This window comes from Methanolobus sp. (genome assembly GCF_016278365.1).
In the GTDB taxonomy this organism is placed as follows: domain Archaea; phylum Halobacteriota; class Methanosarcinia; order Methanosarcinales; family Methanosarcinaceae; genus Methanolobus.
Genome location: NZ_JADQBZ010000008.1, coordinates 138,253 through 158,571 on the forward strand (window position 1 = coordinate 138,253; position 20,319 = coordinate 158,571).

At 45.4% G+C, this 20,319-nt stretch carries 19 protein-coding genes; 17 read left to right on the forward strand and 2 right to left on the reverse strand.

From position 1 onward, the window contains the following. The 8 genes from QZZ22_RS09265 (at window position 1) to QZZ22_RS09300 (ending at window position 7,135) form a co-directional block, all read left to right on the forward strand. A complete protein-coding gene (locus tag QZZ22_RS09265) occupies window positions 1–429 on the forward strand; it encodes a hydrogenase iron-sulfur subunit (protein WP_292464268.1) in 429 nt (142 codons plus the stop codon). After that, window positions 430–1,581 (forward strand): Coenzyme F420 hydrogenase/dehydrogenase, beta subunit C-terminal domain, encoded by a 1,152-nt coding sequence (locus QZZ22_RS09270; protein ID WP_292464269.1) that lies wholly within the window; start codon window positions 430–432, stop codon window positions 1,579–1,581. It begins immediately after the preceding gene. Next, window positions 1,578–3,038 carry a molybdopterin-dependent oxidoreductase gene (locus tag QZZ22_RS09275; protein WP_292464271.1) on the forward strand — a complete coding sequence of 487 codons (1,461 nt, stop codon included), beginning with the start codon at window positions 1,578–1,580 and terminating at the stop codon, window positions 3,036–3,038. The genes QZZ22_RS09270 and QZZ22_RS09275 overlap by 4 nt, the downstream gene beginning before the upstream one ends. After that, complete coding sequence (locus tag QZZ22_RS09280) at window positions 3,038–3,226, forward strand: hypothetical protein (protein ID WP_292464272.1); 189 nt, start codon at window positions 3,038–3,040, stop codon at window positions 3,224–3,226. Before QZZ22_RS09275 ends, QZZ22_RS09280 begins: the two co-directional genes overlap by 1 nt. Window positions 3,227–3,331: 105 nt before the next feature. Next, window positions 3,332–4,594, forward strand: a complete 1,263-nt coding sequence (locus tag QZZ22_RS09285; RefSeq protein ID WP_292464277.1) for a rhodanese-like domain-containing protein — start codon at window positions 3,332–3,334, stop codon at window positions 4,592–4,594. Further along, window positions 4,591–5,553 (forward strand): L-histidine N(alpha)-methyltransferase, encoded by a 963-nt coding sequence (egtD, locus tag QZZ22_RS09290; RefSeq protein ID WP_292464278.1) that lies wholly within the window; start codon window positions 4,591–4,593, stop codon window positions 5,551–5,553. The genes QZZ22_RS09285 and egtD overlap by 4 nt, the downstream gene beginning before the upstream one ends. Beyond that, window positions 5,550–6,731: a cysteine desulfurase gene (locus QZZ22_RS09295; RefSeq protein WP_292464279.1), complete on the forward strand. Its 1,182-nt coding sequence runs from the start codon at window positions 5,550–5,552 to the stop codon at window positions 6,729–6,731. The genes egtD and QZZ22_RS09295 overlap by 4 nt, the downstream gene beginning before the upstream one ends. After that, window positions 6,728–7,135 (forward strand): SufE family protein, encoded by a 408-nt coding sequence (locus QZZ22_RS09300; protein WP_292464280.1) that lies wholly within the window; start codon window positions 6,728–6,730, stop codon window positions 7,133–7,135. Before QZZ22_RS09295 ends, QZZ22_RS09300 begins: the two co-directional genes overlap by 4 nt. Before the next feature lie 85 nt (window positions 7,136–7,220). Here QZZ22_RS09300 and QZZ22_RS09305 read toward each other — a convergent pair whose 3' ends face one another. Both QZZ22_RS09305 and hdrA2 read right to left on the reverse strand, forming a co-directional pair. Beyond that, the gene (locus tag QZZ22_RS09305; protein ID WP_292464281.1) at window positions 7,221–8,525 is read right to left on the reverse strand and encodes a 4Fe-4S binding protein; all 1,305 of its coding nucleotides are present in this window, start codon (window positions 8,523–8,525) and stop codon (window positions 7,221–7,223) included. Then, on the reverse strand, window positions 8,522–10,876 hold the full coding sequence (hdrA2, locus tag QZZ22_RS09310; RefSeq protein ID WP_292464283.1) for a CoB-CoM heterodisulfide reductase HdrA2: 2,355 nt from the start codon (window positions 10,874–10,876) through the stop codon (window positions 8,522–8,524). Before hdrA2 ends, QZZ22_RS09305 begins: the two co-directional genes overlap by 4 nt. A gap of 159 nt (window positions 10,877–11,035) precedes the next feature. On the opposite strand from hdrA2, the gene QZZ22_RS09315 reads away from it, so the two are divergent. The 9 genes from QZZ22_RS09315 (at window position 11,036) to QZZ22_RS09355 (ending at window position 20,318) form a co-directional block, all read left to right on the forward strand. Further along, complete coding sequence (locus QZZ22_RS09315) at window positions 11,036–11,206, forward strand: hypothetical protein (RefSeq protein WP_292464284.1); 171 nt, start codon at window positions 11,036–11,038, stop codon at window positions 11,204–11,206. Next, on the forward strand, window positions 11,196–13,580 hold the full coding sequence (locus tag QZZ22_RS09320; RefSeq protein ID WP_292464285.1) for an AAA family ATPase: 2,385 nt from the start codon (window positions 11,196–11,198) through the stop codon (window positions 13,578–13,580). The genes QZZ22_RS09315 and QZZ22_RS09320 overlap by 11 nt, the downstream gene beginning before the upstream one ends. A gap of 217 nt (window positions 13,581–13,797) precedes the next feature. Beyond that, window positions 13,798–15,414, forward strand: a complete 1,617-nt coding sequence (hcp, locus tag QZZ22_RS09325; protein ID WP_292464287.1) for a hydroxylamine reductase — start codon at window positions 13,798–13,800, stop codon at window positions 15,412–15,414. Window positions 15,415–15,620: 206 nt separating this feature from the next. After that, window positions 15,621–17,306 carry a hydroxylamine reductase gene (gene hcp / locus QZZ22_RS09330; RefSeq protein ID WP_292464288.1) on the forward strand — a complete coding sequence of 562 codons (1,686 nt, stop codon included), beginning with the start codon at window positions 15,621–15,623 and terminating at the stop codon, window positions 17,304–17,306. Between the two features lie 52 nt (window positions 17,307–17,358). Continuing rightward, window positions 17,359–17,697, forward strand: a complete 339-nt coding sequence (locus tag QZZ22_RS09335; RefSeq protein WP_292464289.1) for a cupin domain-containing protein — start codon at window positions 17,359–17,361, stop codon at window positions 17,695–17,697. A 123-nt stretch (window positions 17,698–17,820) separates the two neighbouring features. After that, window positions 17,821–18,099, forward strand: a complete 279-nt coding sequence (locus tag QZZ22_RS09340; protein ID WP_292464291.1) for a ferredoxin-thioredoxin reductase catalytic domain-containing protein — start codon at window positions 17,821–17,823, stop codon at window positions 18,097–18,099. Window positions 18,100–18,157: 58 nt separating this feature from the next. Next, window positions 18,158–18,619, forward strand: a complete 462-nt coding sequence (locus tag QZZ22_RS09345; protein ID WP_292464796.1) for a (Fe-S)-binding protein — start codon at window positions 18,158–18,160, stop codon at window positions 18,617–18,619. Window positions 18,620–18,666: 47 nt separating this feature from the next. Then, window positions 18,667–19,914 (forward strand): formylmethanofuran dehydrogenase subunit B, encoded by a 1,248-nt coding sequence (locus QZZ22_RS09350; protein WP_292464292.1) that lies wholly within the window; start codon window positions 18,667–18,669, stop codon window positions 19,912–19,914. Beyond that, window positions 19,914–20,318: a molybdopterin dinucleotide binding domain-containing protein gene (locus tag QZZ22_RS09355; RefSeq protein ID WP_292464293.1), complete on the forward strand. Its 405-nt coding sequence runs from the start codon at window positions 19,914–19,916 to the stop codon at window positions 20,316–20,318. Before QZZ22_RS09350 ends, QZZ22_RS09355 begins: the two co-directional genes overlap by 1 nt. Window position 20,319 lies beyond the last annotated feature (1 nt).

Sequence of the window (20,319 nt, forward strand, 5' to 3'; positions counted from 1 at the left end):
ATGGCAGAAACTGAATGGGAACCAAAGATAGTGGCTTTCTGCTGCAACTGGTGCAGCTACGGAGGCGCGGATACGGCAGGCATGGGAAGGTTCCAGCAACCCTCTTCCCTGAGGATCATCAGGGTGATGTGTTCGGGACGTATTGACCCGATGCATGTTTTCAATGCTTTTCTTGAAGGAGCTGATGCCGTACTTGTGACCGGGTGTCACCTTGGAGACTGCCACTATGTTAACGGCAACTACAAAGCCCAGGTCAGATACCAGTTCCTCGAAGAGATGGTCAGGGAGCTTGGACTTGAGCCTGAAAGACTCCAGCTCAACTGGATAAGCGCCAGTGAAGGAGAAAAGTTCGCGAATTTCATAAGGGATGTCACTGCGCAGATAAAGCAACTGGGCCCGAGCCCTCTGAAGCCTGAAGGAGTGAACTAGATGGTTGAAATTGGAGACAAACTGCTTGGCTATGCTACTAACCCGGATGTCCGCAACAGGGGCGCATCAGGAGGACTTGTCACTGCCGTACTGGCTGCAGCTCTTGAAAAAGGAATGGTTGAGGGCGTGGTCGTGCTAAAACGTATAGATGAATATGAAGCGATCCCGGTTATCACAGATGATGTACAGGAGGTACTTGCTTCCGGAGGCAGTATGCATGCAGTGCCCGTGAACCTGGCTAAGTATGCAGTTGGCAGGAAGATAGCCATGCCCGGCAAACCCTGTGATGTCAGGGGTGTCATCGAACAGGCTAAACGCAACGGAGTTGAACTCGAGGATACCTATATAGTGGGACTCAACTGCGGAGGAGCTATGCATCCGGTGGTCACCAGGGAGATGCTCATCAGGATGTATGAGATAGATCCGGAAGATGTGGTTGGTGAGGAGATCGAGAAGGGCAAGCTCATTTTCAAAACAAAGGATGGAGAAGAGAAGGCCATATCCATTGATGAGCTCGAGGAAGCCGGATACGGAAGACGTGAGAACTGCCGCTACTGTACAATTAAGATACCAACGAATGCCGATCTGGCATGTGGTAACTGGGGTGTGATCGGGGAGCTGGCCGGAAGTGCCACCTTCTGCGAAGTAATGAACGAGAAGGGCAAGCGCCTTCTTGATAATGCTATTGAGGCCGGGTTTATTGAGGTGCAGCCTGCTGATGAAAAATCCATAGCTATCCGGGAAAAGGTTAACAAAACTATGCTTAAGCTCGGAGATGAATGGAAAGGAAGGCTCCTTACTGAGATCCCTGACCAGGAGCGTCTTGCTTACTATATAGAGCAGTTCGCAGACTGTATCGATTGTGGCGCCTGCAGGGAAGTCTGTCCTGTATGCACGTGCGGTGAAGACTCAAAGTGCACCATGTTCCACAGTCTCGCGGATAATTATAAGATGAGCATGTACCACATGGTGCGCCTTCTCCATTTATCTGACAGCTGTATCGGATGTGGACAGTGTTCTGATATCTGTCCAGTAGATATTCCTGTCACAACTATCTTCAGGCGCTTTGCAGACCCTGCCCAGAAGAAGCGGGATTATTCGCCTGGCATGGATCTCCAGAGACCGCCCTTCCTGGAGTTGATGTTGAAATGAAGGAAACTATCTACCAGACTGTGTGCCCCGGCTGTGGCATTGGCTGCGGCCTCTACATCAGGGAAAATGGTAATGGCTCCGTAAGCATCGACTTTTTGAAGAGTAGCCCGGTGAACCTGGGAAAACTCTGCAGATTCGGAATGAAGCTGCCTCATTACTACTCCGACCCTTCCTCAGGCAAAGTTGAAGGCTTGGTATCCGGCGCTGAAGAAGCTGTCAAGGCAGCGGCTTCAAGGCTTAAGAATGCCGGGAAAATTGCCATGCTCTCTGCAGGCAACACTACCTGCGAAGAGCACATAGCATTCACAAGGATAGCAGAGACCCTGGGTACTGTGGTACACACCGGCATTCCGGTCTACCCGGAACTTCCTTCAGAGTGCCACCCCCATCTCGAAGGCATGCCATTGGCTGAAATAGAGAATGCGGAGAAGATTGTACTATTCATAGATCCCTATGTGCAATATCCACTGCTTGTCAGGAGACTGCTGATTGCCAGGCGAAACGGTGCACACATCATATCAGCAGGCACAAAAGAACTGCATCTTGCGCATGAGAACAGGGACCTCTCACCGGAACAGTACGCAGGACTGGAACTTGACAGTAACTCGGTCATTATTGCTGATGTGCATCCGCACACAGATTCCTGTCATACGAAGCAGCTGCTCAACCTTGCACTTGAGACCGGAGCAAGGATACACTTTATGAAACCTTTCATAAACAGCGAAGGCGCCAACAGGCTCGCAAGGGACAAGACCGGAATGATGGGTATCTCACATATCATGGATGAGATTGAAAAAGGGGACATCAAGACCCTCTTCCTGCTTGATAGCGACCCTATTGAGCTGATGCCGGATTCTGACAGGACAGCAAATGCGCTGAGTAAACTTGACAATCTTATCGTGATAAGCTCAAGGGACAGCCCCGTCACTGAAATTGCAAATGTGGTGATAGCCACTGAATCTCTATATCGCAAAAGAGGCACCTTCATCAACGCCGAAGGGAAACTCCGGGAGAACAGCGGGCAGGAGGTTACCGGCATAGATGCAATGTCCCTGCTGAGCAGAGAACTGGGGTCAGAAGGCTTTGAGTACAGGCAGCTGCACGGACATCTGCATGAAAAGATGATAGAGACCCTGGCTAATGAGAACAGGAAGCCTGAGTATGGAATAATGGAATGTGCCCCTGTACAGCACAATGGTGCCTGCACATTGAAATACCTGTTTAATCCCTTCATGTGGGCCAACCAGCCAGATGATAATGATTTCGTGCTCCTTAACATGAATATGGTCAGGAGTCTGAAACTCAGGAAAGGTGGCATGGTCAGGTTGGATTCAGAGAAAGGAAGCATGAAAATGCGGTATCGTGTGGAAAGGGTACCTGATGGCATGATTCTGACTGCCAGGAAACTGCAGGTAGCAACAGGAACGAACACAACTGTCAAAGTGGAGGGATGCTGATGATCGAACTTGATAAGGAGCAGCAGAAAGCCTTTGTCGATGAGATGATGGAATCTAACAAACTCAAGGGTGCATCCAAGAAAAGGCTCATTGTATTCCTGGCCGAACGCTATAACTGGGACAAACAGAAAGTCCAGCACAGGCTAAGGAGAGCGACGCTGGCCCAGAGATATGCGGAAAGCCACTGATATTAAGTTTGTTATATATATAATAGATATTAATATAAAAAAATTAAATTTATTACATCATTAAAAACTGAATAACATATATATCAATAAACCTATCTCTTTTCTATGGGGGAAATTACGACTGAAGAGTTATCTATGAATTTAGATAAATATAAATTAATTGATATAAGGTCCGTTGATGCTTATAACGGATGGAAAGAGGGCGGGGAAAAAAAAGGCGGACACATCAAAGGTGCGAAATCACTACCTTATAAATGGTCACACTATATTGACTGGATAGAAATTGTCAGAAATAAAAAGATCCTGCCGGAAGACCCTCTGCTTATTTATGGTTATGACAGGGACAAGACAGAGGAAGTTGCAAAGCAGTTTGAAAAGGTAGGATACTCTGATGTGACTGTTTTCAACTCATTTTTAGACTGGGCGGGAAAGGACCTGCCCATGGAACATCTTGAAAGGTACAGGCAACTGATCTCAGCCGACTGGCTTAACCAGCTGATCACAACAAACAATGCTCCTGAATATGACAATAATAAATTTGTGTTGTGTCACGCTCACTACAGGAATCCTTCGGATTATGATGAAGGTCACATTCCGGGTGCAATATCAATCGACACGAATTCCCTTGAGTCACCGGAGACCTGGAACCGCCGCTCGTCCGAAGAACTGAAAGAAGCACTGGAAAGTGCAGGAATATCACATGATACGACGGTTATCGTTTACGGAAGGTTCTCCTATCCGAAGAACGAGGATCCTTTTCCGGGAAGCAGCGCAGGTCATCTGGGTGCAATGCGATGTGCGTTCATTATGCTCTATGCAGGCGTAGAGGATGTCCGCACACTTAATGGCGGTCTTCAGTCGTGGCTTGATTCGGGATATGATATAACAAAAGAGCCTGCCAGAAGCAACAGGGTATCTTTTGGTATCGGTATTCCACAGAAACCGGAGATAGCTGTCGATCTCGGGGAGGCGAAAGAGATACTTTCCTCCCCTGACAAAAACCTGGTGTGCGTCAGAAGCTGGAGAGAATATATCGGAGAGGTAAGCGGTTATAATTATATTGAGAAAAAAGGCCGGATACCGGGAGCGGTGTTCGGGGATTGTGGCTCAGACGCTTACCATATGGAAAACTACAGGAACCTGGACCATACCATGCGCGAATACGGAGAGGTTGTGGAAAACTGGAAGAAGGTGGGGATCACTCCTGAAAAGCGCAACGCTTTCTACTGCGGGACCGGCTGGAGAGGCAGTGAAGCCTTCTTTAACGCGTGGCTTATGGGCTGGGATAGATCCGCAGTCTATGATGGCGGATGGTTTGAGTGGAGTAACAATGATTTACCTTTTGAGACGGGTGTGCCGGAAGAATGATCATAGAAGATTTCATGTCTGAGGTTGGAGAAACTTCGATCAGAGAAAAACTGGCAGCTTGCCTGAAGTCCAATCCTAAAACCCTTCCCTGTATGTTCTTCTACGATCAGGACGGCTCGGAACTGTTTGAGAAGATAACAAAACTTGAGGAATATTATCCTCCGAAGATCGAGATTCCGTTGCTCAGATCAACAGCCCGGAAATTTAACGGGGAGCTTAAGGACTGCGATATCGTAGAGCTTGGTAGCGGGGATTGTTCGAAGATTTCCGTGTTCCTTGATGAGGTTCCTGAAGAATCACGTCAGACCATAGTGTATTACCCAGTTGACGTTTCCAGAGAGGCTATAGAGAAATCCGGCCGCATTCTCCGGAAGAAATATCCTGAAATGGGACTTCATGGAATCAATGCTGATTTTCTTGAGCATATTGAAAATATCCGGGGGAAAAGAAAGAGGCTCTTCTGTTTCTTCGGGAGCACGATAGGTAATCTGACTGAAGCAAAAGCCATGGAGTTTCTTAAAAACCTGAACAGTGTAATGAATAAAAAAGACAGGCTTCTTCTTGGAATGGATATGGTGAAGGATATCGATGTGATCGAGAGAGCCTACAATGACAGTCAGGGAATCACTGCCAGATTCAATAAGAATATACTGAAGGTCACAAATAGCCATCTCGGAACGGATTTCAATCCTGATGATTTCGAGCATGTCGCTTTCTTCAATAAAGAATATTCCCGGATCGAGATGCACCTGAGAGCGAAAAGGGATCTGGAAGTAACAAGTGCTCTGCTGAAAGAGAGTGTAATCTTAAAAAAAGGCGAGACAATCCATACGGAAAACTCGCATAAATATACTCCAGGCCATATAAGGAAAATGGCAGATGCTGCAGGGCTTTTTCTGGAGAATATATATACGGATGAGAAAAAGTGGTTCTCTATTGCTGAAATGGTGAAAAGATGACAGATTTCAAGAAAGATTTCCCGATACTTGAAAAAGAGATATATGGAAAAAAACTGGTTTACCTTGATAACGCGGCAACGAGCCAGAAACCAGGCTGTGTGATTGATATTATCTCTGAGTTCTACAGGTCGGATAACAGCAATATACATCGTGGAGCACATTACCTTAGTGAGGTCTCAAGTGAAAAGTATGAGAAAGCAAGGGAAAAGGTCAGTGACTTCATAGGCGCCCGTGACCCGGCGGAAGTGACATTCACTGCCGGGGCAACCGATTCAATCAACCAGGTTGCATGCTCGCTTGAACCGATCCTGAAGGGAAACGAGGTTCTGATTACTGGTGTTGAGCACCACTCAAATATCGTACCATGGCAGCTTGCAGGAGCAAAACTCAGGTCAATCCCGATGGATGATGATTGTAATTTGCTGACGGATTCCATAGAGATCACGGATAAAACGAAACTGATAGCCATATCCCACGCCTCGAACGTCCTTGGTTCCGTTAATCCGATCAAAGAGATAACCAGGATAGCAAAAGAACACGATATCCCGGTCCTCGTGGATGCGGCCCAGTCGATACAGCATCTGCCAATTGATGTGAAGGATATAGATTGTGATTTCCTGGCATTCTCAGGCCATAAGATGTATGCAGCAACCGGAGTTGGCGTGCTCTACACAAGTGAGCGTTTCAGCGATATCGTGCCAGCAAGAGGCGGAGGAGGCATGGTTGACAAAGTAACCCTTGAAAGAACCACCTACCTGAATCCTCCTTTAAGGTACGAGGCAGGCACGCCTCACATCGCGGGTGCAATAAGTGTTGCTGCTGCGATTGATTACATGCAAAATATAGGCATGGATAAGATTCGAAAGCATGAGCATGATGTATATTCCTATGCAAGGGAAAAACTGCTGGAAACGGATGGTGTGAAAGTTTACGGGAACACTGAGAATATGTGCGGTTCCATCTCCTTCAATCTTGACAATATCCATCAGTACGACACAGGAATGATACTGGATAAGATGGGGATCGCTGTCAGGACAGGACATCACTGCGCCCAGCCGTTGATGAGATCCCTCGGAACTGAAGGCACCGTGCGTGCAAGTTTTGCATTGTACAATACTAAAGAAGATGCCGACATGCTGATTGAAGGCATCGAAAAAGTAAGGATGATGTATACATGAGGGATGCTGTCCAGGACGAGATCATAAAACGATTCGATGGCCTTGAATGGCTTGATAGATACAGTCTTCTTATATCCTTTGCCAAAGAGCTTAAGCCCATGGATGATAAGTTCAAGACCGAAGAGAACTCGATCAGCGGATGCCAGTCCAGGGTATGGATCAGGACTTATAGAGAGGACGGTAAAATGATCATCGATCTCGATAGTGATGCCATGATCACCAGGGGTATCATTTCTATTCTACTAAAGGTTGTGAACAACCGCTCCCCTCAGGACATTCTAAACCTCGACCTGTACTTTATCGAAAAGATTGGCTTGAAGTCGAATTTGTCTCCTGCAAGGGCTGATGGGCTGGCGTCGATCATCAGGAGGATAAGGGAAGTGGCTGAGAGGGGGATAAATTGAGACAATTCAAACACCTGCTAGTTGTGAAGATGGGAAGCTTGGTGAGTTTGAAAATATAATCTAAATCTACTTCAGAAAAAAGACATTATTCTTTTTCTCCGCCGGACTCACTGGCTTTCGCTTCCACACCTTTCCGATATTTAGCATTGCTAAGCATGGAACCTGCTTTTTCCAGGCGCTTTCTGGCAGCTTCCAGATGGGAAGGGTCAATATCCGGCATTTCCACCTCAACATGCTCACGGGGAAGCTCTTTCTCAACTTCAAGGGTCCTTGAAATGTCAGGATAATTCCGTTCTCCAGTCTTTATGGAATCGACTGCATCACGCCATTGGCCGGCCCATGGAGAGTCAGGGATGGCAGTATGGGATACTTCAGAGCGAGAAACCTTCATTACATCCTTTGGACAAGCATTGACACAGGCACCACAGTAGATGCAGTAGTCTTCTTTTATCGCAATGTTGTTTTTGCCGTCCTCCGGGACGTACCAGAGATGGGAAGGGCAGACATTGAAGCAGCCATGGCAGCCCTGAGGGTCGCACTTACTGATATTGGCATCTATAAGAGAGATCTCACCTTCAAAGGGCTTCTTAATATCGACGGCCTCATAAGGACATACCACCTGGCACCATGTGCACCTGGTACACTTGTCATCATCCACTACCAGTCTTCCTTCGATCTTCGGGGCCTCACCACACCTTTCTCCCTTTACACGTATTGCTTCCTCGGGACAGAGATCCTGGCAAAGTACGCAGTAATCGCATTTGTCCTCATCCACCAGCAAAAGCTCAAATGGTGACGGGTCATTGGGAGTCAGCTCTTTTTCGACGAGAAGGAAAGCATCACAGAACTGCGCGCAAAGGCCACAGAAATTGCACTTGTCCGTATCTATCTCTATCTCGCCTTCCACGTCTCCTCCTGACTTATCTTTGAGGGGCGCTATCTCTTCCTTTTTCTTAAAAGTAAACTCAACATCGATGGCATCTTCTGGACAGGCGGCCTTGCAGATTGCACAGGGAAGGCACTTGTCATTCATGCGGACATGTGCATCCAGTTCGGGGAAATTTTCATGTTCCGGAAAATCACCTTCTGAAGTAATCCTGAATGCGTCAACCGGGCAGAAGCTGGCACACATGGAGCAGAAGGTGCATTTATCCAGGTCCATCATCACCGGGGGCGCATCAAGCCCGGTAGCTATTTCTTTAATAGGCCCGAGCTCCAGTGCTTTTGTGGGGCAGAGCCCGACACATATGCCGCACCCGATACACCGTTTGTAATCGTAATCAAGGAGTTTTACGGACTTGTCAGTGATCAATCGATATCTGAAACAGGAGCCATCTATATCCATTTCCCTGGTCACTGCCAATGACCTGTCTCCGGAGGGATCGCTCATTGAGGACCCTCCTGCAGTTCCGAACCAATAGGACCTATCTTTTCCAGATATTCCACGAAACTTCGGATGGAGCCTGCAAACCTCTCGCCTTCGGCTGCGGATATCCACTCGACTCTGAGACGGCCTGAATCGATACCGATATCGCCGAGAACTTCCTGGAGTGCTTCCATCCTGTGCTTGGCATTGTAGTTCGCAAATATGTAATGGCATTCTCCCAGGCGGCACCCGGCAACAAGCACCCCGTCGGCCCCGCGCTCGAAAGCCTCAAGCACGAAGGCAGGGTCCACACGTCCGGCACAGGCGACCCTTATAATTCTGATATTGGTTGGATACTGTATCCTTGATGTACCTGCGAGGTCCGCGCATGTGTAACTGCACCAGTTGCACAGGAATGCGATTATGAGCGGGAACTCGGACTTGATCTCCGTAGCCGCCTGTATCTGTGCAATTATCTGTTCATCGGTACTGTTGTGCATGGTTATTGCGTCTGACGGGCAGGAAGCACTGCATGCACCACAGCCCATGCAGGATAACTCTTCCACTACAGCCTTGCGGTCAACCATGCTGATCTTGTTGAACTTACAAACATCAGCGCAGATGCCACATCCGATACACACATCGGCATTCACATGGGCACTGAGAGGGTCAGCTTCAAGCTCACCTTTTGAGAGAAGCTGCATTACCTTGGAAGCAGCAGCACTGCCCTGTGCTATGGAAACCTGTATCTCCTTAGGCCCGGAGGCACAGCCAGCTATGTAAATGCCCTTGACATGGGAATCAACAGGCTTCATCTTGGGATGGGCTATTGCAAAGAAGCGGTCCGGGCGCCTGGAAAGGTTGAACACCCGTGATATCCTGTCAGCATCAGGAACATTCTCCAGGCCCGTGGCAAGTACAACAAGGTCATACGGCTCTTCATGGATCTCGCCTGCCAGAGTGTCCTCGTAACGCAGATACAATCTGCCCGTGGCATCCGGCATTATCTCTGCAACCCTGCCCCTTGTGAAGTCTATGCCCATGGACTGGGTCCTTATATAATACTCCTCGTACATTTCTCCGGATGCGCGGATATCAATGTAATGGATGTTAATATCAATATCAGGATAGCGTTCCTTGAGTAGCTGGGCGTTCTTCATGCTGGCCATGCAGCAGACCCTGGAACAATATGGATTGCCGACCTTTTCGTCCCTTGAACCCACACACTGGATGAAGGCTACATTTTTGGGAACCTGCCCCGTGGACGGCACAACTACCTTTCCCCTGGTGGGGCCTGCAGCATTGAGCAAACGTTCTAGCTCCATGTTTGTGATCACATCTGGATACAGGCCATAACCATATTCCTGTTTGCGTTTGGCATCAAAGAGGCTGTATCCTGTGGCAAGTACAATGGCGCCTACAGTGAACTCAAGTGTTTCCTCCTTCTGTCCGTAGTCGATAGCATCCGCAGGACATGCCTGTTTGCACAGTCCGCAGCCAACGCAGTATTTGCTATCTATATAGACTACCTGTGGCACTGCCTGGGGGATAGGCATGTTGATGGCTTTCGTTTTCCCAAGTCCGCAGTCGAAGATGTTGGATATCTCCACAGGACATACGCGCCCGCATTCATCCACGCAGCCTTTGCACTTGTTCTCATCAATATACCTTGGCCTGCGCTTTACGGTCACATTGAAATTGCCCACGGACCCTGTGACCTCGCTGACCTGTGCCATTGTGATAAGATCGATATTCGGATGGTTGTGCACATCGGTCATCTTGGGCGCCAGCACACAGATAGAACAATCGTTTGTTGGAAATACCTCGTTGAGCAGGGCCATCTTGCCCCCGATCGTCGGCTCCTTCTCGACCATGATGACATGATAACCTGAGTCTGCAAGGGTCAGCGCAGCTTCGATGCCTGCCACCCCTCCCCCGATGACGAGAACATCCTTTGTAACAGGAACTTTCTTCATCTGCAGCGGGTCAAGCAGTTTCAGCCTGGCGACACCCATCCTGATAAGGTCGAAGGCCTTCTGTGTGGCCATCTGGGGTTCTTCCTGGTGCACCCATGAGCATTGCTCCCTGATGTTTGCCATCTCAAGCATGAAAGGGTTCAGCCCCGCTTTTGCAAGCACCCTCTTGAAGGTAGGCTCGTGCAGATGTGGTGAGCAAGCAGCCACAAGTATGCGGTCAAGCTTGTTCTCTCTTATGTCCTCTATTATAGCGTCCTGTCCTGAATCAGAGCACATGAACTGTATGTCCCTGACAACTGCAACATCATCTAAGCCGCTTGCTTTTTCCTGCAGGGAATTAACGTTAATAGTGTGGGCTATGTTCAGTCCGCAGTGACAGATATATACTCCGATACGCATTTTAGGGGCTCCCTTTTGCAGAAATGATGACCTTAGGAGAGATATAGTTTTGGATTTTTCTTTGATTACAAGGATAGAATCAATATCTTAACATTTTCAGATGAAAATCAAAACATTTAAGTTAGATTAACTAAATTTCGTATTACAAGGAAATATTGAATGATTTTAAAAAACAAAATATGGCGTGAGTTTATAGAGAACTTGCAGAAGGCAGATAATTTTCCAGATTCAGTAATCAAAGAACTGGAACAGCTTTTAGAAAACTCTCAAACTATTTCCGAACAAGAAATATCCAAAGCTATTAATAAGGTATTTGAAGATGGCTCTTAAGATTAAGAATATTAATATTCATGCTTTTAGAGGCATTCCTGAGCTTGAAATTCCACTTGAAGATAATAATTTATTAATATTAGGCGAAAACGGAACGGGAAAAAGTTCTATAATAGATGCAATTGAATTTTTTTTCACTGGAAAAGTATCTCACTTAGAAGGAACTCAAGGGTTATCATTAAGAGATCATGGACCACACATCAAATTTAACCCAAATGATGTAAAAGTCGAAATTACTTTTAACCCAGGTAACATAGTTCTTAATAGAACTTTTCAGAATGACTTCAATATAAATGAAGGTTTATTAGATTATTTTGAAACTACTCAGAGAGGTACTTTTATACTTCGAAGAGCACAACTTCTTGCTTTCATCATAAAAAAACCAGCTGAGCGATTTTCAGCAATAGCTGACATTCTTGGAATTGAATCATTAGACGAAATTGAGCTTTCAATGAAAAGAGTAAGAGATCAATTGCAAGGACATAAAGATACAAAAAACAAAGAAATTACTAAATTATATAAAGAGTTGTCTATTCTCTTTAATAAGAAAATAGATAGAAATGAAAATGTGGTTCCATTTTTAAATGAAATACTTACTAATAAAAATTGTTCACCTATACAATCAATACAGGAAATTGGGAAGCATGCAGAAGAAATGTTGAAAGGGCTAAAAGGAAAAAATATCGATAAAATTAATGTTTTGCATCAATTGAATAATGATTATTCAAACTTACCTGTGTTTGACTATTTAAATACTACTTTGGAGAAGTTTAATCAATCTCTTAAACCACTTCTTGACGAACAAGCCCAATTTAAACTTAAAACATTTGAATTACTTGATATTGGTAAAAGCATTATTAGTGAGAATAGTGAAGATACTTGTCCTTTATGTGAACAAACGATTGTAAAAAACACACTATTAGCAGAAATAGAAAAGCGCTTACATAATATCCAAAATCTTTCAGATTCAGCTTCAATAGCTAGATCATCATTGTCACAAATTGAATCTCAAATTGAACAACTTAATATAAAACTAAATATATTATTATTAAAGATTGAAAGATTGCCTGAAATGAATAGCTCTTATTCGAGATTAAAGATTCTAATTGATTCTTTAACACAATATAAAGTAAAACTTAATACTGCACTCGATTTAAAAAGTCTTCTGTCTACTGAAGAGTTCAATTTAATCCTTAATATGTATAAGGATACTATTGCTGAGAGTATTCAAGCTACCAATTCCTTACTTAAAATAACAGATTTATCAGCAGACGAAAAAAATGTACTATTTACAGTTAGATTTATGGAGAACGTAAAGTCCAAGTATGAAACATTATTACAAGCCCAAAAAGAAGAGATATTGACATCAAAAAAATTCGATATAGCAGATAAAGTGTATTTGACATTTTCACAAACCAAAAAAGAAAATATTCAAGAATTGTATTCGTTGATTCAAGCAGATATTAGCAAATACTACGTTTATCTTCATCCAGGAGATCCTCATGGAGATATACAGCTTAAGGTAACAAGGAGAGCAAGTACGGAACTCAAAATGAAGTGTTTTGGCCAAGATCATGTCCATCCTAAAGCACTAACAAGTGAAGGCCATTTAGATTCATTAGGATTATGTATATTTCTATCCTTTGCTAAAAAGTTTAATGAGGGGTGCTCACTTTTAATATTAGATGATATAGTCACAACAATCGACTCAACACATCGTCAAAGAATTTGTGAATTATTATACACTGAATTTTCCGACAAACAATTGATAATTACGACACACGATCGAATATGGTATGAACAATTGCGTTCTCAGCAACGTCATTGTCAGATTGAACATAAATTCAAAAATGTTGTTATAAACAAATGGAATTTACAAAATGGACTGTCTTGGAGTCTATATAAACCGAGGTGGGAAAAAATAGAACACCTTTTACAAGAAGGTGACATAAATAGTGCTGCTAATAACGGCAGAGAATATTTAGAATGGCTCCTGAAAAAAGTTGCAGAATACACAAATGCACCTGTGCCTTTTAAGCCATCTGGAATGTATACTGTATCTGATCTTTTTACTCCCACCAAAAAACGCGTCAATGACATGTTAAAAGACGGGGATTTTAAAAAAGATTGTATGGATGCATTTTCCTATCTTGAGTCTAGAACCATACTAGGTAATTTCCTCTCACATAATAATGAGTTTGCAGCAAATGTTTCCCTGAATGAAGTAGAGGACTTTTGCAAAGCAGTTTATGAATTACATCAACTATTTCTCTGCTCAACTTGTGGAAGTTTTATCAAGTATAATTCAGACTTCAAGATATTTAGATGTCCAAAAACTACCTGTGTAAGCCCTTTTGAAGAAAGAACAAGATAAAAACCTGTAAAAATATATCCAAAGTTTTTCAAACATTGCCTTCTAGAACACTACATTTCTTTTAAATAGCTAAGTGATTGACAAGTTTTTGGATATACTCCATTAAATCACTTTATATTATTCTTTCAAGTATACAACCGGAAACTACCCCACTTATATGCAAGTACCTCCAATATTTCAGTATCAAAAAGATATTAGGATAAAAGGGGTGTAACCAATGTACTGTTACCAGTGTGAAGAAACAGCTAACGCGCAGGCCTGCATGAAAGTGGGTGTCTGCGGGAAGAAGAGCGAGGTCGCCGAACTCCAGGACGACCTGATATATCTGTTAAAAAGCATCGCTTTCTATAACCTGAAAGCAAGAGAACGTGATCTCAACGAGGAAAGAACCGACAGTTTCATCCTAGACGGGCTCTTTGCCACGCTCACGAATACAAATTTCAGCAAAGAGAATGCTGAAGAACTCCTCAGGGAAGGGTTTGCAATCCGGGACAGCATCAGGCAAAAGCTGGAAAAAGCGAATGTTTCCATGGGAGATGTGCCGGATGTTGCAAAAGTCACTCCGGAGAGTATTAAGGACGTGGATACAAGTTTCAACGCACCTGGAGATGAGGATATCCGCTCGCTCAGGTCGCTGCTCATCTTCGGCCTTAAAGGTATAGCAGCTTACGCTCACCATGCCAATGTGCTTGGTTTCAGGGACGATGAGATATTCAAATTCATGGAAAGGGCTCTTGTGGCAACAACCGACGACAGCCTTGGGGCTGACGAGCTTGTGGGTCTTGTCATGGAATGTGGCTCAAAGGGTGTTGATACACTTGCACTGCTTGATAAAGCCAATACCTCCACTTATGGAAACCCGGAGCCTACAAAGGTAAATATCGGAGTGCGTGACAGGCCGGGGATACTCATAAGCGGGCATGACCTGCGTGACCTTGAACAGCTCCTTGAACAGACACAGGGTACAGGCGTGGACGTCTACACCCACGGAGAAATGCTCCCGGCAAACTGCTATCCGGCATTCAAGGGCTACGAGAACTTTGTGGGAAACTACGGTGGCTCCTGGTGGAAGCAAAAAGAGGAATTCGAGAAGTTCAACGGACCCATACTGATGACAACGAACTGTCTGGTACCTCCAAAGGCATCATACACAGACAGAATATACTCCACAGGCATTGTCGGATGCGAGGGAGTCACCCATATCGAACCAAAAGAAGATGGTACAAAGGACTTCTCAGCCATAATCGAGCAGGCCAGGAAATCAAAACCGCCTGAACAACTCGAGGAAGGCTCCATCGTTGGAGGATTCGCACACTCATCCGCTCTTTCAGTGGCGGATAAAATAGTAGATGCTGTTAAGACTGGCAAGATAAGCAAATTCGTTGTTATGGCAGGTTGTGACGGCAGGCACAAGGAAAGGGATTACTATACAGAATTTGCCAAAGCTCTTCCCAAGGACACAGTCATCCTCACGGCAGGCTGTGCTAAGTACCGCTACAACAAGCTTGATCTCGGGGAGATCGGCGGCATCCCGAGAGTACTGGATGCGGGCCAGTGCAACGACTCATATTCGCTGGTGGTCATCGCACAGAAGCTTGCAGAGGCGTTCGGACTTGAGGATATCAATGACCTGCCCATAGCGTACAACATAGCATGGTATGAGCAGAAAGCTGTCCTTGTCCTGCTGGCGCTGCTGAGCCTGGGTGTCAGGAACATAACCCTTGGCCCCACGTTGCCTGCATTTATCTCACCAAATGTCCTCAAAGTTCTGGTTGATAAATTCAACATCAGGCCACATACAACTGTCCAGGAGGACCTTCAGGTTCTTCTTTAATCCTTTTTAATTTTACAGACTATTCAAGTTATTTATTGTCTATTCTATCTCTAGCTATCGGTTTCTTGTCTTTTGGATTGACCATCTGCTTTGAGAACATCTGCTCACTTTAAAGGTATCCACTTGGAAACTGTCCCGTATATATGCAATGGTCCCTAATAACATAGTATCAAAAAGATATCGAATATAGGAAGCGTGTGTCAAAAATGTTATGTTACCAATGTGAAGAAACTTTGAATGGAAGCGGCTGTACAAAGAACGGTGTTTGTGGAAAGAAAGGCGAGGTTGCGGACCTTCAGGATGATCTCATCTATGTCCTGAAAAGTATTGCGTTCTACAACTCAAAAGCAAGGGCACACGATTTGAATGATCCGAAGACAGATGCATTTATGATCGACGGGCTTTTTGCCACTGTGACAAACACCAACTTCAGTAAGTCCGATTTTGAGAAACTAATTAGTGAAGGCTTTGAGATAAAGGGTGGCATCAAGAAAAAACTTGTCAGTGAAAAAGTACTTGATGAGAGATCCGGCTCATCCTTCCCCCAATGGATAAAAGAAAAGCTTCTGGGAGCATCTCCAAATACAGGCCAGGAGCTTCCTTTCATGGCAAAGGTAACACCGGAAAGCCTGGCTAATGTGAATACAGGTATACTTGCAACAGAGAACGAAGACATCCGTTCCTTGAGGGAATTGCTTACCTACGGGCTCAAAGGCATGGCTGCTTACGTCCATCATGCAAATGTCCTGGGATACAGGGATGAAGATGTAATGGCTTTTGTCGAGAAGGCTCTCCTGGCCACGATGGATGACAGCATGGGTGTCAATGAACTCGTTCCCCTTGTACTTGAGTGTGGCTCAAAGGGTGTCGCAACACTTGCCCTGCTTGATAAGGCCAATACTACCACCTACGGGAACCCCGAGCCTACAGCAGTCAATATTGGTGTAAGGGGTAATCCTGGAATCCTTATAAGCGGACACGATCTGCGTGACCTTGAACAGCTCCTTGAGCAGACACAGGATACAGGCGTGGATGTCTATACTCACGGAGAGATGCTGCCTGCAAACTCCTATCCCGCTTTCAAGGGCTATGAGAACTTTGTGGGTAACTATGGTGGTTCCTGGTGGAAGCAAAAAGAGGAATTCGAGAAGTTCAACGGTCCTATATTCATGACCACAAACTGTATCGTTCCTCCAAAGGAATCTTACATCAACAGGATATACACAACAGGTGTAGTCGGGTTTGATGGAGTGGCCCACATCAGGGCTGATAAGGATGGGAACAAGGATTTCTCCGCCATCATTGAGCAGGCAAAGAAATGTGAGTCTCCTGAACAGCTTGAAGAAGGGACCATTATGGGAGGTTTCGCACATGTTTCGGCATTGTCAGTTGCTGATAAGATCGTCGAGGCTGTAAAAGGCGGGCAGATAAAGAAGTTTGTCGTCATGGCGGGATGCGACGGCAGGCACAAGGAAAGGGATTACTATACTGACTTTGCAGAAGCCCTTCCAAAGGATACTGTCATCCTCACAGCAGGATGTGCCAAATATCGTTACAATAAGCTTGACCTGGGAGACATCGGTGGCATCCCGAGAGTCATCGATGCTGGCCAGTGCAACGACTCATATTCACTGGTGGTCATTGCACAGAAGCTTGCAGAGGCCTTCGGGCTTGAGGATATCAATGATCTGCCGGTATCATACAACATAGCATGGTACGAGCAGAAAGCTGTGCTTGTCCTGCTTGCACTGCTGAGCCTTGGTGTTAAGAACATCATGCTGGGTCCCAAACTGCCAGCATTTATCTCGCCCAATGTACTTAATGTACTGGTTGAGAATTTCAACATCAGACCAAACTCTACTGTTGAAGAGGACCTCAAGGTCCTTCTTTAATTATTTAACTATTTAGTATCTTAAAGGTAAACAAAAGCAGAGGAAGAAAGAAATGAAGACCACATCTTTTAAGGATGAAGCAGACAAGGAAAACCCCCACGGGGTTTCCGTGAAGAAACTCTATGATACTGAACATGCACAAGTAATGCACATCGAGCTCAAGCCGGGAGAGAGCCTTAAGAAGCATTCAACACCGGTAGACGCATTTTTTTATATATTGGAAGGTGAAGGTATCGTAGAGATTGGCGGGGAGCAGGAAAAAGCATCAAAAGACATGATAATTGAAAGTCCTGCAAAGATACCTCACCGGCTGATGAACGAAAGTGATAGTACTTTCCGCTTCCTTGTTGTAAAAGTTCCAAGGCAGACAGAGCAGACAAGGCTGCTTTGAGCGGGTACGGCAGAACAAGCCGTAACTCTCTTATTTGCAGTTTTATTCACTTTGTGGGGAAAATAGATTAATGGTATAAAGGATTATATTTGTCAATAGTCAAAGCTGATAACGGAGATACTTATGACAAACCTTAAACCCATTATGGATAAGACGCATGCATGGGCGACCTCCTATGCGAAGAGAAGAGGTTACAAATTAAATCCTGATGATGAGATGGTTCAGCTTGTGGTAGAAGGTCTTGCTAAGAACAAAGCGGAACTTGGGAAGCAGTATTGTCCGTGTCGTATAGTCAGCGGCAATGTCGAGCAGGACCGCAAGATCATATGCCCCTGTGTCTACCATCACGATGAGATCAAAGAAAATGGCAGTTGCCACTGTTCACTGTTCTTTAAACACTAAACTGACTTACCGGCCGTGCAGTCTTTGAGCAGAAGGATTCTGCATGCAGGAGAGATATATGGCAAGTGTAATGGAAATATATCAGTTACTACCAAAAACCAACTGTAAGGAATGTGGTAAAAGCACATGCATGGCTTTTGCAGTTGACCTTCTGTCCCGCAAGGTCAAGGTCGGGGACTGCCCCCCTCTTGTAAGGGAAGATAAGTACAAGGCCAACTACGAGAAGCTCTCCGGTATGTTCACTCCTGTAGACAATGTCACCGAGACCGGGCTGATAGTGCATGCTGACAAGTGTATCGGGTGCGGGAATTGCGTTGTCGCATGCCCTGTTAATGTGGCAGCAGACCCCATGGGTGCAGGTAGCGGAAAAGCTCCGACATGTGACAGGATAATCCTGAAAGTTGAGGATGGTATTGTTAAGGCCATGAATGTCCAGGAGTGCCGTCGCTTCGGGGAGAATAAGATTCTCTGTGTTGCTTGTATCGATACCTGTCCGACAAAGGCAATAGAATTTGTATGATGGGATGAATAATACTTCTCTAGGGATTTCTGCAAAGGGGGATGAAGTTGGAAAATGATTATTACGTCTGCACAGGCTGCGCGCTCCTGTGTGATGATATCGGGGTGGAACTTGAAGGCGGAAAACTGAACAAGGTCCATACTGCGTGCAGGAAAGGGTTTGCGTTCATGAAAGGATGCACCAATCCGATGGAATGTGCAGTGAATGGTGAGAGAACAGACATTGACTCCGCTATCAAAGAAGCTGCAAGCATTCTGAGGAATGCAGAAAGGCCACTCATCTTCGGCCATGCGAACTCAAGCTCCGGAGCTCAGAAGAAAGCTATCGATATTGCCAGGAAGACTAACGGATTTATCGATGATACATCATCGTTCTGCCAGGGACCTATGGTTGAGGCCATCATGGAAGGGAAACTGAAGACATGTACCCTTGATGATGTAAGGCATAAAGCCGATGTGATAATATACTGGGGTGCAGATCCTGCAAATTCGCATCCCAGGCATATGTCTCGCTATTCATACTTCCCAAGAGGTAAAGAGCGTCAGAGGGGCTGGGAAGAGGACCGCACCGCAATAACCATCGATGTCAGGAAATCCGACACTGCAGAGATATGTGGTCAAAATGGCTTTTACCAGATACCTGTCAAAGGAGACGCCGAGTTCATGGATGCTATGGTGAGCGCGCTTTCAGGCAAGATCCCCAAGACATCCTATGATCTTGACAAGAAAAAGTTGCTTGAACTTGCGAGCATACTCAAGAAAGCAAAATTCGGGGTTATATTCGCAGGTCTTGGAATGGTCTATGCACTTGATGATCGTGAACCTCTGTACAAGCTCATGGATAAGCTTAACTCGGTCTCCAATTTCCATCTTATCCCGATGGCAGGACATTATAACATGAGAGGTTTCAATGAGAACCTGTTCGAAGAGACAGGGTACATCAACCGGGTGAAGTTTAGTGGCGAGGAAGTGCTGCATGGCCCGGAGTACTCTGTAGTGGAGGCACTGAGGCAGAAGGCTGTCGATGCGGCACTGGTCATCGGTGCGGATCCACTCTCAAGCCTGCCACGCTCTGTTGTGAGATACCTTGAGGAAATACCCCTTATAGTCATTGACCCCTGCCATACCCTGACATCAGTAAAGGCAAATGTCACAATTCCATGCGGCCTTGTTGGCGTGGAAACCGGCGGGTCTGCAGTCCGCATGGATGGAATCGAGATCGAAGTAAAACAGATAGTTGATACTGACCGCTTGTCAGATGAGGAGATAATGACGCGTATATCGGAGGCATTATAATGGGATTTGGACAATTCCTTTCAGCCCCGGAGACAAAACTGAGGATAGTGACTTACAGGGATGTTTTCCAGGACTCTGCAAAAGTAGCATCTATTTTTGGGGAAGATTACGAAAAGCTCTCTGCCGTCATCAAGCTTGACCCACAGGATATCTCAAAGCTTTCCATAAAGGAGGGGGACACACTCATCCTGAAGAACAGCTTTGGCAAGGTAATCGTAAAAGCCCTGAATTCAGGATATGATCATTCACATACAGGGACCGCCTATATGGTGAACAGCCCCTGGTCCAACGCACTTGTACCCGAGGACTCAGGCGGAACCGGAGTGCCTGATTTCAAGGACTTCGAAGTGCTTGCGTCCAGCGCAAAGGGCGGAAAGGTTACAGGGATAAAGGAAATAATCTGAG

Coding starts and splice junctions, on each gene's coding strand:
- hdrA2 (WP_292464283.1), bottom strand. CDS start 10,876: ATGCGTATCGGAGTATATATCTGTCACTGCGGACTGAACATAGCCCAC.
- QZZ22_RS09345 (WP_292464796.1), top strand. CDS start 18,158: ATGGCAAGTGTAATGGAAATATATCAGTTACTACCAAAAACCAACTGT.
- QZZ22_RS09275 (WP_292464271.1), top strand. CDS start 1,578: ATGAAGGAAACTATCTACCAGACTGTGTGCCCCGGCTGTGGCATTGGC.
- QZZ22_RS09305 (WP_292464281.1), bottom strand. CDS start 8,525: ATGAGCGATCCCTCCGGAGACAGGTCATTGGCAGTGACCAGGGAAATG.
- QZZ22_RS09300 (WP_292464280.1), top strand. CDS start 6,728: ATGAGGGATGCTGTCCAGGACGAGATCATAAAACGATTCGATGGCCTT.
- QZZ22_RS09295 (WP_292464279.1), top strand. CDS start 5,550: ATGACAGATTTCAAGAAAGATTTCCCGATACTTGAAAAAGAGATATAT.
- QZZ22_RS09340 (WP_292464291.1), top strand. CDS start 17,821: ATGACAAACCTTAAACCCATTATGGATAAGACGCATGCATGGGCGACC.
- QZZ22_RS09285 (WP_292464277.1), top strand. CDS start 3,332: ATGGGGGAAATTACGACTGAAGAGTTATCTATGAATTTAGATAAATAT.
- hcp (WP_292464288.1), top strand. CDS start 15,621: ATGTTATGTTACCAATGTGAAGAAACTTTGAATGGAAGCGGCTGTACA.
- QZZ22_RS09280 (WP_292464272.1), top strand. CDS start 3,038: ATGATCGAACTTGATAAGGAGCAGCAGAAAGCCTTTGTCGATGAGATG.
- hcp (WP_292464287.1), top strand. CDS start 13,798: ATGTACTGTTACCAGTGTGAAGAAACAGCTAACGCGCAGGCCTGCATG.
- QZZ22_RS09270 (WP_292464269.1), top strand. CDS start 430: ATGGTTGAAATTGGAGACAAACTGCTTGGCTATGCTACTAACCCGGAT.
- QZZ22_RS09265 (WP_292464268.1), top strand. CDS start 1: ATGGCAGAAACTGAATGGGAACCAAAGATAGTGGCTTTCTGCTGCAAC.
- QZZ22_RS09320 (WP_292464285.1), top strand. CDS start 11,196: ATGGCTCTTAAGATTAAGAATATTAATATTCATGCTTTTAGAGGCATT.
- QZZ22_RS09355 (WP_292464293.1), top strand. CDS start 19,914: ATGGGATTTGGACAATTCCTTTCAGCCCCGGAGACAAAACTGAGGATA.
- egtD (WP_292464278.1), top strand. CDS start 4,591: ATGATCATAGAAGATTTCATGTCTGAGGTTGGAGAAACTTCGATCAGA.
- QZZ22_RS09315 (WP_292464284.1), top strand. CDS start 11,036: ATGATTTTAAAAAACAAAATATGGCGTGAGTTTATAGAGAACTTGCAG.
- QZZ22_RS09335 (WP_292464289.1), top strand. CDS start 17,359: ATGAAGACCACATCTTTTAAGGATGAAGCAGACAAGGAAAACCCCCAC.